This window comes from Rahnella ecdela, assembly GCF_019049625.1.
GTDB lineage: Bacteria > Pseudomonadota > Gammaproteobacteria > Enterobacterales > Enterobacteriaceae > Rahnella > Rahnella ecdela.
This window is the reverse complement of record NZ_JAFMOY010000133.1, coordinates 508,527-523,691: the sequence shown is the minus strand read 5'-3', so window position 1 is coordinate 523,691 and position 15,165 is coordinate 508,527. Positions and strand designations below refer to the sequence as shown.

General features: G+C 53.4%; 16 protein-coding genes. 6 read left to right on the top strand and 10 right to left on the bottom strand.

Going from position 1 to position 15,165, the window contains the following annotated elements:
- Positions 1-26 precede the first annotated feature (26 nt).
- From J1784_RS25725 to J1784_RS25710, 4 genes are all read right to left on the bottom strand, one after another.
- Positions 27-896 carry a hypothetical protein gene (locus J1784_RS25725; RefSeq protein WP_238485705.1) on the bottom strand — a complete coding sequence of 290 codons (870 nt, stop codon included), beginning with the start codon at positions 894-896 and terminating at the stop codon, positions 27-29.
- Positions 897-1,331: 435 nt separating this feature from the next.
- Complete coding sequence (speD, locus tag J1784_RS25720; protein WP_217151530.1) at positions 1,332-2,126, bottom strand: adenosylmethionine decarboxylase; 795 nt, start codon at positions 2,124-2,126, stop codon at positions 1,332-1,334.
- Positions 2,127-2,154: 28 nt separating this feature from the next.
- Positions 2,155-3,030: a polyamine aminopropyltransferase gene (gene speE, locus J1784_RS25715; protein ID WP_217151529.1), complete on the bottom strand. Its 876-nt coding sequence runs from the start codon at positions 3,028-3,030 to the stop codon at positions 2,155-2,157.
- 205 nt (positions 3,031-3,235) lie between these two features.
- The gene (locus J1784_RS25710) at positions 3,236-3,583 is read right to left on the bottom strand and encodes a YacC family pilotin-like protein (protein ID WP_095924682.1); all 348 of its coding nucleotides are present in this window, start codon (positions 3,581-3,583) and stop codon (positions 3,236-3,238) included.
- Between the two features lie 209 nt (positions 3,584-3,792).
- Here J1784_RS25710 and cueO point away from each other — a divergent pair, with 209 nt between their 5' ends.
- Both cueO and hpt read left to right on the top strand, forming a co-directional pair.
- Positions 3,793-5,397 carry a multicopper oxidase CueO gene (cueO, locus tag J1784_RS25705; protein ID WP_217151528.1) on the top strand — a complete coding sequence of 535 codons (1,605 nt, stop codon included), beginning with the start codon at positions 3,793-3,795 and terminating at the stop codon, positions 5,395-5,397.
- A 131-nt stretch (positions 5,398-5,528) separates the two neighbouring features.
- Positions 5,529-6,065: a hypoxanthine phosphoribosyltransferase gene (gene hpt, locus J1784_RS25700; protein ID WP_217151527.1), complete on the top strand. Its 537-nt coding sequence runs from the start codon at positions 5,529-5,531 to the stop codon at positions 6,063-6,065.
- A gap of 206 nt (positions 6,066-6,271) precedes the next feature.
- Here the strand turns inward: hpt and can are convergent, their stop codons facing one another.
- Entirely contained in the window at positions 6,272-6,928 is a 657-nt protein-coding gene (can, locus tag J1784_RS25695; RefSeq protein ID WP_056774718.1) for a carbonate dehydratase, read from the bottom strand.
- A gap of 133 nt (positions 6,929-7,061) precedes the next feature.
- Between can and J1784_RS25690 the strand changes: the two genes are divergently transcribed.
- Entirely contained in the window at positions 7,062-7,985 is a 924-nt protein-coding gene (locus tag J1784_RS25690) for an ABC transporter ATP-binding protein (protein WP_217151526.1), read from the top strand.
- Entirely contained in the window at positions 7,985-8,755 is a 771-nt protein-coding gene (locus J1784_RS25685) for an ABC transporter permease (RefSeq protein ID WP_120134965.1), read from the top strand. The genes J1784_RS25690 and J1784_RS25685 overlap by 1 nt, the downstream gene beginning before the upstream one ends.
- A 43-nt stretch (positions 8,756-8,798) precedes the next feature.
- Here the strand turns inward: J1784_RS25685 and panD are convergent, their stop codons facing one another.
- The 3 genes from panD to panB form a co-directional block, all read right to left on the bottom strand.
- Positions 8,799-9,179: an aspartate 1-decarboxylase gene (gene panD / locus J1784_RS25680; protein WP_013576951.1), complete on the bottom strand. Its 381-nt coding sequence runs from the start codon at positions 9,177-9,179 to the stop codon at positions 8,799-8,801.
- A gap of 107 nt (positions 9,180-9,286) precedes the next feature.
- Entirely contained in the window at positions 9,287-10,141 is an 855-nt protein-coding gene (gene panC, locus J1784_RS25675) for a pantoate--beta-alanine ligase (protein WP_217151525.1), read from the bottom strand.
- 14 nt (positions 10,142-10,155) lie between these two features.
- Positions 10,156-10,950 (bottom strand): 3-methyl-2-oxobutanoate hydroxymethyltransferase, encoded by a 795-nt coding sequence (panB, locus tag J1784_RS25670; protein WP_217151524.1) that lies wholly within the window; start codon positions 10,948-10,950, stop codon positions 10,156-10,158.
- 158 nt (positions 10,951-11,108) lie between these two features.
- On the opposite strand from panB, the gene qseB reads away from it, so the two are divergent.
- Together qseB and qseC are read left to right on the top strand one after the other, a co-directional pair.
- Positions 11,109-11,786: a quorum sensing response regulator transcription factor QseB gene (gene qseB, locus J1784_RS25665; RefSeq protein WP_217151523.1), complete on the top strand. Its 678-nt coding sequence runs from the start codon at positions 11,109-11,111 to the stop codon at positions 11,784-11,786.
- Between the two features lie 5 nt (positions 11,787-11,791).
- Entirely contained in the window at positions 11,792-13,150 is a 1,359-nt protein-coding gene (gene qseC, locus J1784_RS25660; RefSeq protein WP_217151644.1) for a quorum sensing histidine kinase QseC, read from the top strand.
- 5 nt (positions 13,151-13,155) lie between these two features.
- On the opposite strand, the gene folK is transcribed toward qseC, so the two are convergent.
- Positions 13,156-13,635 (bottom strand): 2-amino-4-hydroxy-6-hydroxymethyldihydropteridine diphosphokinase, encoded by a 480-nt coding sequence (folK, locus tag J1784_RS25655; protein ID WP_217151522.1) that lies wholly within the window; start codon positions 13,633-13,635, stop codon positions 13,156-13,158.
- On the bottom strand, positions 13,632-14,957 hold the full coding sequence (gene pcnB / locus J1784_RS25650; protein WP_217151643.1) for a polynucleotide adenylyltransferase PcnB: 1,326 nt from the start codon (positions 14,955-14,957) through the stop codon (positions 13,632-13,634). Before pcnB ends, folK begins: the two co-directional genes overlap by 4 nt.
- Positions 14,958-15,165 lie beyond the last annotated feature (208 nt).

The following is a 15,165-nucleotide window of genomic DNA, read 5'->3' as shown; positions in this document are numbered from 1 at the left end:
TAAAGGACTCTTATTGGCTGAGATCATCAGAAGTAGAAACCGACTTCCAGACCCATAGTTGAAGTGGTTGTCGCAGGCTGATAATAGCCGACGGTGCTTCCGTTCAGGTCACCCTTTTTCTCGTCCGACTTACCGTATTTCTGGTGCACATAACTGGCCTTCACAAAGACATCTTTGTTGATATTCCAGGTCAGGCTGGTGAACGGCGAGAGCTTAGATTTCGGCTCAAGCCAGACCGCGCCCTGATTACTGTGCGTCCAGGTTTTAATCGGATACAGCGCACCGCCTTCCAGACTCAGACGGGAATCTGCGGTCATCTGCCAGTTAGCGCCCAGGGACGCTTTGGCGTAAGGCTGCAACGTCACTTCCACGGCGGTGTACTGACGTGTTCTGTCCTGTGAGGCAATATATACATCGTCAGAGCGAATGTTTCGCAACCACGCCTGGCCGCCGAGTGCGCCTTTCATATCGAAAGAAACACTGTCGGATGCCCGGTAACGGTAACCGCGCGTCATATCCGCACTGTAGCCGGTGTAATAGGTTTTGCCTTTCAGCGATCCGTTCGGCACGCTGGCCTGATCGTCAAGCGTGCTGCCTTTATAACTGACGATCCCGAACATCACGCTCATGTCCCAGGCTTTTAATAAGCCGCTATGGGTATCGAGGTAATTATTGGATCCGAAATTAACGCGCAGGCGCGGGCCATGTTCAGCAACATATTTACCGTCCATATTATCGACGGATTCGTCCCACTTATAATATTCAGCACCGTAACTCACATAGTGCCGCATCCCTTCAGTATTGCTGCCTAACAAACTTTCCCCGGCCCGGGAAACCCCGGAAACCAATAAAGAACTCGCGACCAGCAGGCTGGGTACGGTCTTTAATTTACTCATTGTCATTTTATATTTCTGCTTGCAGGTGGATGGAGCTGTTTGCTTAGTAAGCAATAACGCGATGCTAATGGTCGGGCGGGGATATATAAAGGGATTTATCTGTTTTTAAGAAAAAAGCGATCTTTTGATCTGCCGTAAGCTAAATTATTGGTTATAAATGAATTATATTTGATTTACAGGTTCTGTATTATTTTTGAAATTTGGCTTAATTATTAGATCGATTGGCGATAAATTTGGCTTAAATAAGAATTTAATAAGTCTTTAAATATTAATTTGTCTTAAGGAGTGTAGCCGGTTTTTATACCGGCGAGGATATTTTACTTAAGTAATGCTTATTGAGTTGCAAAGGGGGGATATTCGTTATCGGAATTTGTCTATACAAAAAAGGCCGGACATTTAAACCTGTCCGGTCTTTTCTTATTTCTTAAACGCAGATCAGACTGACGGCAGATTGCGGCCGTAATAGATTTCCTGCATTTCCTTATAAAGCAAATCGGTGATTTCTTTACGCTCCTGCGCGCTCAGTTCATCCGGTTTTGCATTAAACAGGTAATGCTTCAGGTCGAATTCTTTCAGTAACATCTTGGTATGGAAGATATTTTCCTGATACACGTTAACGTCCATCATGTCGTACAGCGCTTTCATATCCTGCGACATGAAGTTCTGAATCGAGTTAATGGAATGGTCGATGTAATGTTTCACACCGTTTACGTCGCGGGTAAAACCGCGGACGCGGTAATCGATGGTGACGATGTCGGATTCGAGCTGGTGGATCAGATAGTTCAGCGCTTTCAGCGGTGAAATCACGCCACAGGTCGACACTTCAATGTCAGCGCGGAAGGTGCACAGACCACCTTCAGGATGACTTTCCGGATAGGTGTGAACGCAGATATGACTTTTATCCAGATGCGCGACTACGGAATTTGGCAACGGGCCCGGATGCTCAGTGGTATCGACATCGCTCGGATCCATCGGCTCTTCGCTCACCAGGATCGTGACGCTCGCACCCTGTGGTTCGTAATCCTGTCGCGCTACGTTGAGGATATTGGCACCGATAATGGAACAGGTTTCAGTGAGGATTTCCGTCAAACGGTTGGCGTTATATTCTTTGTCAATGTAGGCAATGTAGCCATCACGATCGTCTGCGGTTTTGGCGTAGCAGATATCGTAGATACAAAAACTCAGGCTTTTGGTCAGGTTATTGAAGCCATGCAGTTTCAGCTTTTGCAATTTAGTCCACCCCCTTATGGATGCAGTATCAGCGCGCGGCTGACAGGGCATTCAGTAAATATTGCGGCAGGGCAAAGCTGCCGTGATGAATCGCCGGATTGTAATAACGACAGGTGATATCTGCGGCGTCAAAGCGCGCCTGCAAGGTTGTGCCGTCAATCTGGCGATATTCCGGGCTGTTGGTCGCCCAGGCAAAGGTCATGATGCCGCCGTAATAGGTCGGGATCGCGGCCTGATAGAAACTGACATCACTGAAATAGTGGCTCAGTTTGGTGTGACTGTTGACCGCTTCATCCTGCTGGAGGAAGCACACGCCATTTTGTGCCACGAAAATGCCGCCCGGTTTGAGACAACGGGCACAGCCTTCGTAGAATGTGGAGGTAAACAGACTTTCTCCGGGACCGATCGGATCGGTACAGTCGGAGATGATCACATCAAACATTTCAGCGGTCTGATTAACGAAATTTACGCCATCGTCGATCACTAGCTTGAAACGCGGATCGTCATAGGCACCAGCATTATGGTTGGGCAGATACTGGCGGCAAAACTCCACCACGCCGGCATCAATTTCCACCATCGTCACCGATTCCACGCCTTTGTGGCGACACACTTCGCGCAGCATTGCGCCGTCGCCACCGCCGATGATCAGCACCTTTTTGGCATTTCCGTGGGCGAATAATGGCACGTGGGTCAACATTTCGTGATAAATGAATTCATCACGCTCGGTGGTTTGCACCACGCCGTCGAGCGCCATTACGCGACCCAGCGCGGCGTTTTCGAAAATCACAAGATCCTGATGCTCGGTTTTGTCACGGTATAACTCTTTATCGACGCTGAAGTACTGGCCAAAATGGGCGTGCAGCGTCTCATACCATATTTCTTTGGATGACGAGCTCTGGGACATGTTGTTGTTTCTCCTGATCAATCGCAGCCATAAAAATGGGCGCACATGATAGCTAACTCTGCCGGTCCATGCACGGTTGAATTTCAGACAAATCAATTTAGGTTAAGTGTAGCTGAGGCAGGCGTGACGCGGATAGCAGAGGGGAGGGGAAGCGGCTCCGGCAACAAAATGACGGAGCACAGAGCCTGTAGACTGGCTGAGATATTTAGTTGGTGTAGGCCAGCAGACTCAGAGAATCACGCGCCAGAGATTTGCATTTGGTCGGTTTAGGCACCGCGATACCGCTCAGGTCGCGGTAGCTGTCTTCGCCCATCGACTGCATATTAAAGCTGTTGTAATTGCTCAGATCCCACCGGTTTTGCTGAGCGAAGAACACAATCGCGCGTTTGATTTGGGTATTTGGCAGCTGTTCGTAGCCACAATTGTTTTTCAGATAAACGAAGACTGCGGTCAGATCCGCCAGATCTTCCGCTTCTGATTCACTCAGCGCCTGACTGGCGGAGGAAAAGCCAAGCAGCGACAGTAATAGCAAACACAATGTTGTTTTTTTCATCGGCGTGTTCTTGTTCTTTTAGATAGAAAGTCAGAAAGACTTGGCTCACAAACAGTTAAAAGGACGTTACCATATTTGCACTGAGCGGCACCAAATTTCTTTTCCCGCTGAGCCACTTGACCTTCCCCTAAGGGGAAGGGTTAGGCTGTCGTACTATTATGGCACGCTTACGCCATCCGTCTGGCAATTGCCCTCATAAGGACTGAAAAATGAACCGTCGTGATTTCGTAAAGTGGACGACCCTGATGGGCGCCGCCAGTACGCTGCCCGGCTGGAGCCGCTTCGCGCTCGCCGCTGACCGCCCGGCATTGCCTATTCCTGCGCTGCTTGAACCGGATATCCGCAACGGCATTATGCTGACGTTACAGCGCGGCCAGAGCCAGTTTTTGCCCGGGGTTAACACCGAAACCTGGGGCGTTAACGGCAATCTTCTCGGCCCGGCGCTGCGCATCCGTCGCGGCAAACCGGTCGATGTGACCGTCAATAACCGTCTGGAAGTTGCCAGTACTGTTCACTGGCACGGGCTGGAAATTCCCGGTGAAGTTGACGGCGGCCCACAGGCCCTGATCACCCCGGGTGAAAAACGTAAAGTCAGTTTCACGCTGGATCAGCCAGCGTCTACCTGCTGGTTCCATCCGCATCCGCATCAGACCAGCGGTTATCAGGTGGCGATGGGGCTGGCCGGAATGGTGCTGATTGAAGATGAAGCCAGCGACCTGTTGCAGATCCCAAAACGTTGGGGCGTGGATGATATTCCGGTCATTTTGCAGGATAAACGCCTGAACGATGCCGGACAGATTGATTATCAGATGGACGTCATGACCGCTGCCGTCGGCTGGTTCGGACAGCATATGCTGACCAACGGCGCGGTCTATCCGCAGCACGGCATTTCCCGCGGCTGGGTGCGTTTTCGTCTGCTCAATGGCTGTAATGCGCGCTCGCTGCACATCGCCACCAGTGACCAGCGGCCGATGTATGTCATTGCCAGCGACGGCGGTTTCCTGCCTGAACCGGTGAAAGTGAGAGATTTATCTTTGCTGATGGGCGAGCGTTTTGAAGTGCTGATTGATTGCAGCGACGGCAAAGCGTTTGACCTGGTGACATTGCCGGTAAAACAAATGGGCATGACGTTGGCACCGTTCGATAAACCGTTGCCGGTGCTGCGCATTCAGCCCACGTTGACCCAAAGCGGCAGTTCGCTGCCGGATACGCTGGTGCCGATTCCGGCGCTGGTGTCAGTCGATAATTTGCCGACCCGTTGGCTACAACTGATGATGGATCCGCAGTTGGATCAGCAGGGCATGGCCGCGCTGATGAAACGCTACGGTCACAATGCGATGGCCGGAATGAGTATGGATCACGGCGGTGGTGATATGGCGGCGATGCCGGGCATGTCCGGTTCAGAACATGACGGTCATGGCAGTATGGCGGGCATGGACATGAGCAAATCTTCCGGCGGCTATAACTTCATGCCGGGCAATAAAATTAACGGTAAAGCCTATGACATGAATGTGCCTGCGTTCGATGTGAAACAAGGCCAGTACGAAAAATGGACCATTTCAGGTGAAGGCGACATGATGCTGCACCCGTTCCATATCCATGGCACACAGTTCCGTATTCTTTCTGAAAACGGTCAGCCGGTTCCACCACATCGTCAGGGCTGGAAGGACATCGTGCGTGTTGAAGGTGCCCGCAGCGAAGTGCTGGTGCGCTTTAATCACCCGGCGGATAAGCAACATGCTTACATGGCGCACTGTCATTTGCTTGAACACGAAGACACCGGCATGATGCTCGGGTTTACGGTTTCGGCGTGATAATCCTGCCTGTAAAAGCCCCGGTGCGTGACCCGTCGCCGGGTTCTTTGATATAATCCTTTCCACTATATGGTCGCCATTTTGTTTAAAAGTGGCGATAAATATTCTTAAATCAGGTGGTTAGTCTTTATATGAAACATCGTGTTGACGTCATGATTTCCGAACAGGAAGTCAAAACCCGAATTGCCGAGTTGGGCCGTGAAATCACCGAACACTACCGCGACAGCGGCAGCGAAATGGTGCTTGTTGGGCTGCTGCGCGGTTCCTTCATGTTTATGGCTGACCTGTGCCGCGCCGTGGATGTGCCGCACGAAGTAGACTTTATGACCGCCTCCAGCTATGGCAACGGCATGTCCACCACCCGTGACGTCAAGATCCTCAAAGACCTCGACGAAGACATTCGTGGCAAAGACGTTCTCATCGTTGAAGACATCATCGACTCCGGCAACACGCTGAGTAAAGTCCGTGAACTCCTGCAACTGCGCGGCCCGAAATCTCTGGCCATCTGCACCCTGCTGGATAAACCAGAACGCCGCGAAGTAGACGTAAAAGTCGAATACGTCGGCTTCCCGATCCCCGACGAATTCGTTGTCGGCTATGGCATCGACTACGCCCAGCGATATCGCCATCTGCCGTATGTCGGCAAGGTCGTAATGCTGGACGAATAATGTCTGGCTACCCGATTTAGCCATTTCCGGCGCGGGAAGTGCTCGTATTCCTCATGGACTTTGTGTCCACTGCGGATGCTCCGCGCTTGCCGCGTCAGAACTGGCGTCATCGGCTACGCCCCCGGCGTTCTTCCTGAAAAAGGCACTAAAAAAGGCACATTTTTGTGCCTTTTGTTTTTTTAAATTCTGTAAAGTAGTGCGGCTTGTTACTGCGGGTCACCGTTGAGCAGGGCGGAGACACCCTGACGGTAGCGCTGTTCCAGCGTTTCGCGGCTGGTGGCGTCAACTTCGAGGTTGCGCAGACGTCCATCCTGAATGCCGTATACCCAGCCGTGCAGGGTGACTTTCTGGCCCCGTTTCCAGGCCGATTGCATCACGGTGGAATGGCCAAGGTTGTAGACTTGCTCAACCACATTCAGTTCGCACAATTTATCGAGACGTTTTTCTGGCGACAGTTCACCCAAGAGGGAGCTGTGTTTGTACCAGATGTCACGGATGTGCAACAACCAGTTATTAATCAAACCCAATTCAGGGTTTTCAACCGCTGCCTGCACACCGCCACAGCCGTAGTGACCGCAGATAATCACGTGTTCGACTTCCAGCACGTCGATAGCATATTGCACAACGGACAGGCAGTTTAAGTCGGTGTGGATAACCAAGTTGGCGACGTTACGGTGAACAAACAGTTCGCCTGGCTCCAGACCGGTCAGGCGCTCGGCAGGGACACGGCTATCGGAACAGCCAATCCACAGGAAACGGGGTTTTTGAGATTGGGAAAGCCGCTCAAAGAAACCAGGATCTTCATCAATCATGGTTTTGGACCAGGCTGCGTTGTTACTGATGAGTCTTTCTATGTCATTCATGGAGGTTAATAGCCTGTAACGAGCTCACTGCGATGGGGTAATATAGGGCAATGCCCCGACTTTTCAAACTGATTCGGCATCTCCACTTACTCATTCCTACAACAGGGTTTTCACAAGAAGGTACGCTCCCTTTATGAATTATGCATTGGAACTGGAAAAGTTAACCAAAACTTACGCCGGTGGTGTACAGGCTTTGCGTGGAATCGATCTGCGCGTCGAAGCTGGCGATTTTTATGCCCTGCTTGGGCCGAATGGTGCGGGTAAATCCACCACCATTGGTATCATCAGTTCACTGGTCAACAAAACTGCCGGCAAAGTGCAGGTGTTTGGCTACGACATTGATAAAGACATCGTTAACGCTAAGCGCCAGCTAGGTCTGGTGCCACAGGAATTCAACTTCAACCCGTTTGAAACCGTCATGCAGGTGGTGGTGAATCAGGCCGGTTATTACGGCGTGCCACGTCCGCTGGCATTGCAACGTGCGGAAAAATATCTAACGCAGCTGGATTTATGGGGCAAGCGGAATGAGCGTTCGCGCATGCTGTCCGGCGGGATGAAGCGTCGTCTGATGATCGCCCGTGCGCTGATGCACGAGCCAAAACTGCTGATCCTCGATGAGCCAACGGCAGGTGTGGATATCGAACTGCGTCGCTCTATGTGGGGCTTCCTGAAAGAGCTGAACGCGCAAGGGACCACCATCATTCTGACCACGCACTATCTGGAAGAAGCGGAAATGCTGTGCCGTAACATCGGCATTATTCAGGGCGGTCAGCTGGTGGAAAATACCAGCATGAAAGAGCTGCTGTCGAAGCTGAAATCCGAAACTTTTATTCTGGATTTAGGCTCAAAAAGTCCGCTGCCGGTGCTCGAAGGCTACCGCAGTCATCTGACAGATACGTCCACGCTGGAAGTGGAAGTTATGCGTGAGCAGGGGCTGAATTCCTTGTTCAGCCAGCTGAGCAAGCAGGGTGTGCAGGTATTGAGTATGCGTAATAAAGCAAACCGTCTGGAAGAGCTGTTTGTCACGCTGGTGAACGGCAGTGAGGAAAAGAAATAATGTCGCAATTGTACTGGGTGGCACTCAAAAGTATCTGGCTGAAAGAGATCAACCGTTTTGGCCGGATCTGGATCCAAACACTGGTTCCGCCGGTCATCACCATGACCTTGTATTTCATCATCTTCGGTAACCTCATCGGTTCGCAAATCGGCAGCATGCATGGTTTTACTTACATGCAGTTCATCGTGCCGGGTCTGATCATGATGGCGGTGATCACTAACTCCTATGCCAACGTGGCCTCGTCGTTCTTCAGCGCTAAATTCCAGCGCAATATTGAAGAGCTGCTGGTCGCGCCGGTGCCAACGCATGTGGTGATCGCCGGTTATGTCGGCGGCGGTGTGGCGCGTGGGATCTGCGTGGGTATCCTGGTGACGGCGATCTCGTTGTTCTTCGTACCGCTGGTGATCCATTCGTGGCTGATCATTGCGCTGACGCTTTTGCTGACGGCGATCCTGTTCTCGCTGGGCGGTTTGCTGAATGCGGTCTTTGCAACAACCTTCGATGATATCAGCCTGATCCCGACCTTCGTTCTGACTCCGCTGACCTATCTGGGCGGCGTGTTTTACTCGCTGTCGCTGCTGCCGCCAATCTGGCAGGCTGTCTCCAAGCTGAACCCGATCGTCTATATGATCAGCGGTTTCCGCTACGGCTTCCTGGGGATTTCTGACGTACCGCTGGTGTTTACCATGAGCGTGCTGGTGGCGTTTATTGCGGTATTTTACTTGCTGGCGTGGTACTTAATCGAGCGCGGCAGAGGACTACGTAGTTAATTTTGCTTTGTGCCTTCCTCTCTCACGAGGGGAAGGCGTTTTATCAGGCCACCTGAACCGGCACGGCTTTCGCGGTGCGTTTCAGCTGGTTTTCACCTTCGAAATAGGCCACTTTCGGTTTGTGCTGGCGGGCCTGTTCATCTGACATCTGCACGTAAGAACAGATGATCAGCAGATCGCCGACACAGGCACAGCGTGCTGCCGCGCCGTTGACCGAAATAATCCGCGAACCGCGTTCTGCCGCGATGGCATAAGTCGAGAAACGCTGACCGTTATCTACGTTATAAATATCAATCGCTTCGTATTCCAGAATGCCTGAAGCATCGAGAAAATCCTGATCGATGGCGCAGGAACCTTCGTAGTGCAAATCTGCCTGAGTGACGTGAACCCGGTGCAGTTTGCCTTGCAGCATTGTACGTACCATTGCGTGTGACCCTTCGTGCGTAAAAAAGTCTGGGGATCCGCCGGTCGGAATGATTAAAATCCTGGATTTCCGGCGGCCAACATAGTTGCCCATTTGACCTGCGCTGTCTACTGCGTCAGATCAACCTCCTGGTTATCAATCAGTCGCGCTTTACCCAGCCATGCCGCCATCAGGATCACCGCAGAGGTGCTGTCGACGGACAATTCCTGCAAGGTTTTCGCATCACGGATAAACAGTTCGTCCGGTGTGAAGCCCGCTTCACGAAGCTGTTGCGCGGTTTCCTGCAACATTTCATCGGTATGGCGCTCGCCCTGGCTCAGACGTTCAGCCAGCGCATTCATGATTTTGTTCAGCTGCGGTGCGAGCTTACGTTCTTCAGCGGTCAGATAACCGTTACGGGAGCTGAGCGCCAGACCGTCTTTGGCTCGCACAATCGGCACGCCGACAATCTCAATGTCGTAGCCCATATCTTCCACCATCGTGCGCAGCAGCGCCAGTTGCTGGAAGTCTTTCTGCCCGAAACAGGCCACCTGCGGCTGCACCAGATTGAACAGTTTGCTGACGATGGTTGAGACGCCACGAAAATGTCCCGGACGGCTCGCACCTTCCAGAATGGTGGAAATCACCGGTACATCGACCTGCGTCTGCGTCGCCAAACCTTTCGGATAGACTTCTGCCGGTGACGGTGCGAACACCAGATCCACGCCGCGCTTATTCAGCTTCTCGCAGTCTTCCTGCAAAGTGCGCGGATAACGCTCAAGGTCATCCGAACGCTCGAACTGCATCGGGTTGACGAAAATACTCACCACGACTACATCGCCACGCGCTTTGGCTTCTTCCACCAGCGTCATGTGGCCTTCATGCAGGTTGCCCATGGTAGGCACCAGCGCGATACGTTGGTTATTCTTACGAAAATCACGGATTTCGCGACGCAGCAGCGCCACGCTGTCAATTATCAACACCAGCCTTCTCCCGCTTATTTAAAGGAATGTTCTTCGCCCGGATACACGCCTTGCGCGACCTGATCGACATACAAACGCACTGCGCCACGAATATCGCCCGCTTCGCTGAGGAAGTCTTTGACGAATTTTGGCGTATGGCCGCCGGTGATGCCGAAGGCGTCATGCATCACCAGAATCTGACCGTCGGTGACATTACCTGCGCCAATGCCGATAACCGGAATGCTCAGTTCTTCTGTCACGCGGCGGGCGAGATCGACCGGCACACATTCCAGCACCAGCAGCTGCGCTCCGGCTTCTTCGAGCATCATTGCATCTTTGATCAGCTGATTGGCAGCGACTTCATCGCGGCCCTGAACTTTATAACCGCCGAAAATATTCACCGACTGCGGCGTCAGCCCCAGATGGCCGCAAACCGGCACGGCGCGCTCGGTCAGCATTCTGACCGTATCACACAGCCAGCTCCCGCCTTCGAGTTTGACCATGTTGCCGCCCGCGCGCATTAGCACAGCGGCGCTTTCAAACGCCTGCTCCGGTGTGGCGTAACTCATAAACGGCAGGTCAGCGAGCAATAACGCGTGAGGCGCGCCACGGCGCACGCAGCGGGTGTGGTAAGCAATCTCTTCGACCGTCACCGGCAGCGTGGAATCCTGGCCCTGAACGACCATGCCCAGCGAGTCGCCGATCAGCATCACGCTGATGCCCTGCTCAGCAAACAGTTGCGCGAAACTGGCGTCATACGCGGTAATGGTCGCAAATTTATGTTTTTCCTGCTTCCATTGGCGAAGCTGGCTCAGCGTTGTTGGTTTCATGAACACGTTCCTTTGAATAATTCATCGGATGAATATGATGCCAGTATTCTACTGTATGAGTAGAAAGTCAGACAGCACGATCACTCTCAGAGACGTTGATCCCGCTCTTAAGAAGTGATTAAGAAGCGTCGGCTATAATGGCAAAAACGGAGGGAACCATGCGAATTCTATTAGTTGAAGACGACAAGATGATTGGCGACGGCATCAAAGCCGGGCTGACAAAATTAGGTTTTACGCTCGACTGGTTTACCGACGGCGTGACCGGCAAAGCGGCGCTCGACAGCGCGCCTTACGATGCGGTGATCCTCGATTTAAGTCTGCCGGGCATGGACGGAATGGATCTGCTGCGCGAATGGCGCAAGGCCGGACGCGACACGCCGGTGCTGATCCTCACCGCCCGTGATGCGCTTGAGCAGCGTGTCGGCGGGCTTCAGGCCGGTGCTGATGATTATCTGTGTAAGCCTTTTGCGCTGGTGGAAGTCGCAGCGCGTTTGCAGGCGCTGATCCGCCGTCGTCATGGCGTGATTACGCCCAAAGTCATGCATGGCGCAGTGGAATTTGATCCCGCAGCCCGCAGTGTGACGCTTAACGGGGAAGCGGTGACGCTGACGCCACGAGAAGTCGCAGTGATGGAATTGCTCCTCAATAACAAAGGCCGGGTACTGGCGAGAACGCTCATCCAGGAAAAACTCTACAGCTGGGACGACGACGTCAGCAGCAACGCGGTGGAAGTGCATATTCACCATCTGCGCAGCAAACTGGGCAAAGGTTTTATCCGCACGGTGCATGGCGTGGGATACACGCTGGGTGATGCACCGTCAGGAGAACCTGAGTGAAGAAGCTGAAAAACCTCAGTCTGCGCCTGCGTCTGATCCTGCTTTTCTCGGTGCTGGCGCTGCTGACCTGGCTGATTGCCAGCGGCGTGGCGTGGCATCAGACCCGCAAACATATCAATGAAGTTTTCGATACCCAGCAAATGCTGTTCGCCAAACGTCTGGCTGCTACGGGGCTGGGCGATCGCCTGAATCTGTCAAAAGACGCCGAATTGCCGGACACCAAAAAAATGGTACGCAAAGGGTCGCGCGGTCATACCGATGACGATGCGCTGACGTTTGCCATTTTTAATGTTCACGGGCAGATGCTGCTCAATGATGGCGAGAACGGCAAGCGCATCCGCTTTGATGGCGATACACAAGGGTTTAACGACGTGGAGTTGAAAGGGGACAGCGATACCTGGCGGATGGTCTGGCTGACGTCGCCGGACGGGCAATACCGCGTGGCGGTCGGGCAGGAATATGATTACCGCAATGACATGGCCTGGAGTCTGGTCAGCGGGCAACTGACTCCGTGGCTGGCCTCGCTGCCGGTATTATTGCTGGCGCTGATTGTGATGGTCACGCTGGAATTACGCCCGCTGCGCCGTGTGGCTCAGGGGCTGCGTCAGCGTTCGCCGGAAGATGCCACGCCGATTGTGACTGACTCGCTGCCCGGTGAAGTGCTGCCGCTGGCCAATGCGCTCAATTCCTTGTTTACCCGTACCGGTGAGATGCTGATACGTGAACGTCGTTTTACCTCGGATGCAGCCCATGAGCTGCGCAGCCCGCTGGCGGCGCTGCGGGTGCAAACCGAAGTGGTACAGCTTTCCGGCGATGATGCCCAAATGCGCGAGCATGCGCTGGAAAATCTGACCACCAGTATTGATCGCGCCACGCGACTGGTGGATCAGCTACTGACGCTTTCAAGGCTGGAGAGTTTCTCCACGCCGGAAGAGCTGGAACGCATCGACTGGACTTCGCTGGTCGCTCAAAGTCTGGCGGAACAGGATTACCGCGCGCACGGCAAAGGTATCGAATTACGATTTGAGGAGCAAGGTACGCCGCCTGAAATGCGCGGTCAGTCGCTGCTGCTTTCGCTGATGGTGCGCAATTTGCTGGATAATGCCATTCGCTATTCTGCCGCCGGAACCTGTGTCACGGTGAGTCTTGATGGGCGCGGCATCACGGTAGAAGATCAGGGGCCGGGCATCAGTGCAGAACATCTGGCGCGGCTTGGCGAGCGTTTTTACCGTCCACCGGGGCAGGAACAAACCGGCAGCGGTCTGGGGATTTCGATCGTACAAAGGATTGCGCAGTTACATCATTTGAAAGTGGTGTACAGGAACAGAGCAGAAGGTGGGCTTGAAGTGCGGGTAAGTCGCTGAGCGACTCACCATTTGGTCAGGCCATTGAGCGGAACGCGTGCGAGCAGACTTTGCAGTGTTTCGCCATCCGGAAACACCAGATCTGGCGCCAGATCGGCCAGTGGATACAGCATAAACTCACGGTTTTTCATGTCGTAATGTGGAACGGTCAGACGCTCGGTGTTGACCACCTGATCACCATAAATCAGCATGTCGAGATCTAACGTCCGGGGACCCCAGCGTTCAGCTTTGCGAACACGTCCCTGATTCTGCTCGATCCCTTGCGTGCAATCGAGCAGCTCTTCCGGCGGCAGCAGCGTATCTAGCGCTACAACAGCGTTCAGATAATCAGGTTGATTTTGTGGGCCCAGCGGTTTACTGCGGTAAAACGGGGATGCAGCCACAAAGCGGGTGCGCGGCAAATGTGCCAGCGCCTCCAGCGCACAATTTACCTGGTCAAGCGGACGGGCAAGATTACTGCCCAGAGCCAGGTAAACGCGGATCATTGACCGCCGTCCTTACGCGGAACCCGTTTACGTGGACGGCGCGGACGCGCACGGCGTGCCGGTGCAGCATCATCACCCAGCGTGCCGAGCATGGTTTTTTGCGAAGCCGGTGTGGCTTCCTGGAACTCGCCCCACCACTGCGCCAGACTTTGCAGTTCGCGGTGCTGTTCGACTTCAGCACGCAGCACCAGCAAATCATAGGCCGCGCGGAATTTAGGATGTTCCATCAGCTTGTGCGCACGTTTACCCTGACGGCGTGACAGACGCAGTTGCAGCGCCCAGATATCACGAACCAGCGTAGTAATACGTTTCGGAATAGCCAGCGTGCGGCACTGTTCATCCAGCACGTCATTCATCGCCAGCGCGAAGGCGTCGTAATACGTCAGACCGCCTTCCTGCGCCAGTTTCTGAGCATGCTCAATCACCGGATACCACAGCATTGCTGCAAACAGGAATGCCGGATTGACGCGTTGATCGTTATGCAAACGGTGGTCAGTATTTTTCAGCACCTGAACCAGAATGTGTTCCATAGGGCTGTCACCTTGCTCAGTAAACTGGCGGGCAATCAGCGGGAACAACGGCTGGAACAGCTGGTATTCGCAAAGCTTTTTGTAGGTCTCGTAGCCGAAACCGGCCTGCAAGAGCTTCAGAGATTCTTCGAACAGACGCGCTGGCGGAATTTCCTGCAACAGCGTGGCCAGACGTGGAATAGGCTCAGCGGTTTCCGGGCTGATCTTCATGTCCAGTTTGGCAGCGAAACGCACGGCGCGCAGCATACGCACCGGGTCTTCGCGGTAACGGGTTTCCGGATCACCAATCAGACGGATGATGCCGTTTTCCAGGTCGCGCAGACCGCCGGCGTAATCGCGAACGGTGAAATCTGCGACGCCGTAATACAAGCTGTTGATAGTGAAGTCGCGGCGCTGGGCGTCGTCTTCGATGGTGCCGAAAATATTATCGCGCAGCAGCATGCCGTTGACAGCCTGCTGGGAAACGTTTTTATCTTCGGTTTCTTCGTGTTGTTCGTGATGGCCACGGAAGGTGGCAACTTCGATGATTTCCGGACCAAACATGACGTGAGCCAATCGGAAACGGCGACCGACCAGACGGCAGTTGCGGAACAGTTTACGAACCTGCTCAGGTGTGGCGTTAGTGGTAATGTCGAAATCTTTCGGTTTTTTATCCAACAGCAAATCGCGCACACCACCGCCGACTAAGAAGGCTTCGAAGCCAGACTTGTTCAGACGGTAAAGAACTTTCAGGGCGTTTTCGCTGATATCACGACGAGAAATATTGTGCTCGTCGCGGGGAATAATGGTGATCGCACGGGTTTCACCGGCGTAATCAAATGACGGACGCGGTTTCTGTACGTGTTCAACAGAAGGGCGCGGAGCGCGCTGGTCATTGCGGTCGCCGCGCTGATCGTTATTACGCTCACCACGGGAATCGCTGCGTTCGCCACGAGGCTGATAAGAGGAAGAGGAGCGGCGGTTGTTATTATTGCGGCGGTCGCCCCGGTTCGCGTTGTCA

Excerpts from the sequence above, each read along its gene's own strand:
- panB (WP_217151524.1), bottom strand. The coding sequence starts at position 10,950 with ATGAAACCAACAACGCTGAGCCAGCTTCGCCAATGGAAGCAGGAAAAA.
- speE (WP_217151529.1), bottom strand. The coding sequence starts at position 3,030 with ATGTCCCAGAGCTCGTCATCCAAAGAAATATGGTATGAGACGCTGCAC.
- qseB (WP_217151523.1), top strand. The coding sequence starts at position 11,109 with ATGCGAATTCTATTAGTTGAAGACGACAAGATGATTGGCGACGGCATC.
- hpt (WP_217151527.1), top strand. The coding sequence starts at position 5,529 with ATGAAACATCGTGTTGACGTCATGATTTCCGAACAGGAAGTCAAAACC.
- J1784_RS25725 (WP_238485705.1), bottom strand. The coding sequence starts at position 896 with ATGAGTAAATTAAAGACCGTACCCAGCCTGCTGGTCGCGAGTTCTTTA.
- cueO (WP_217151528.1), top strand. The coding sequence starts at position 3,793 with ATGAACCGTCGTGATTTCGTAAAGTGGACGACCCTGATGGGCGCCGCC.
- J1784_RS25710 (WP_095924682.1), bottom strand. The coding sequence starts at position 3,583 with ATGAAAAAAACAACATTGTGTTTGCTATTACTGTCGCTGCTTGGCTTT.
- folK (WP_217151522.1), bottom strand. The coding sequence starts at position 13,635 with ATGATCCGCGTTTACCTGGCTCTGGGCAGTAATCTTGCCCGTCCGCTT.
- panD (WP_013576951.1), bottom strand. The coding sequence starts at position 9,179 with ATGGTACGTACAATGCTGCAAGGCAAACTGCACCGGGTTCACGTCACT.
- can (WP_056774718.1), bottom strand. The coding sequence starts at position 6,928 with ATGAATGACATAGAAAGACTCATCAGTAACAACGCAGCCTGGTCCAAA.
- J1784_RS25685 (WP_120134965.1), top strand. The coding sequence starts at position 7,985 with ATGTCGCAATTGTACTGGGTGGCACTCAAAAGTATCTGGCTGAAAGAG.
- J1784_RS25690 (WP_217151526.1), top strand. The coding sequence starts at position 7,062 with ATGAATTATGCATTGGAACTGGAAAAGTTAACCAAAACTTACGCCGGT.